Source organism: Microvirga sp. HBU67558 (assembly GCF_018069605.1).
Lineage (GTDB): Bacteria > Pseudomonadota > Alphaproteobacteria > Rhizobiales > Beijerinckiaceae > Microvirga > Microvirga terrae.
In genome coordinates, this window is the sequence record NZ_JAGPUP010000313.1 from 1 (window position 1) to 1220 (window position 1220).

Annotated in this window: 1 pseudogene; it reads left to right on the forward strand. The window is 62.2% G+C overall.

Annotated features, from left to right (window positions below):
- Positions 1-37 precede the first annotated feature (37 nt).
- Positions 38-1140: pseudogene (locus KBI52_RS01435) on the forward strand (IS3 family transposase).
- The last annotated feature ends 80 nt before the right edge of the window (positions 1141-1220 follow it).

Consider the following 1220-nt stretch of genomic DNA (forward strand, 5'->3'; position numbering starts at 1 on the left):
TTTCCGGGCATTTTGATCCTTGAGGAGGGTCAGTGCCATGAAGAGATCGCGGTATACGGAAGAACAGATCGCCTTTGCCCTGCGCCAGGTGGAAAGCGGCACACCGGTGGCCGAGGTGATCCGCAAAATGGGCATCACCGAACCGACGTTCTACCGATGGAAGAAGCAGTTCGCCGGCATGGGCGTGGCCGAGATCCGACGCCTCAAGCAGCTCGAGGATGAGAACACCCGGCTCAAGAAGCTCGTGGCGGATCTCAGCCTGGACAAGACCATGTTGCAGGACGTGCTCAAAAGAAAGTGGTGAAGCCCGTCGTTCGGCGCGAGATCGCAGGCCATCTGCAGAGGGCCTATGGCATCAGCGAACGACGGGCATGCTCCGCCACCGGCTTCCAACGCTCCTCGCAGCGCTACCGCCAGCGATCTGATCCGCAGGTCGAGCTGCGGATGCGGCTCAAGGAGCTCGCGGCTGCCCGTGTGCGCTACGGCTATCGTCGGCTGCACATTCTGCTGCGGCGGGAAGGCTGGCCGGTGAACCACAAACGCACCTACCGCCTCTACCGCGGGAAGGGCTGTCGATCCGGCCCAAGGCACCCAAGCGCAAGCGCGCCTGGCGCTACCGACAGGGTCGTCCGGAGGTGGGTGGTCCCAACGAGGTGTGGGCGATGGACTGGCAGGAGCTGACCAGCTTTTCGACGGACGTCCGTTCCGGATCCTGACCGTGGTGGACTGCCATACGCGAGAGTCACTGGCGATAGTGCCGCGAGTGAGTTTCCGGGCCCATCAGGTGGTGGAAGCACTCGATGAGATCGCCAGAAGCCGTGGCCGTCCCAAGAGCCTACGGGTAGACAACGCCCGGAATTTGCCGGTCGGGCCCTGGACCAATGGGCGTATCTCAACCGGGTGGAGATCGACTTCTCGCGGCCCGGAACGCCCACGGATAATGCGTACATCGAGGCATTCAACGGCCGCCTGCGGGCGGAGTGCCTGAATGCATCATGGTTCTTATCCATGGCCGATGCCCGGGAGCGGATCGAAGACTGGAGGAGAGATTACAATGAGACCAGGCCCCATACGGCGCTCGGCGGCTTGACGCCGAACGCCTTCGCCCAACAAACTCATCAAGCCCGGAAAGTTGCATAGGCCGTGGATCACATATGGGGGCAGCTCCAAACCAACCCTGAATTAACATCACACCCGGATCACCCACATGGGGCAGGCCA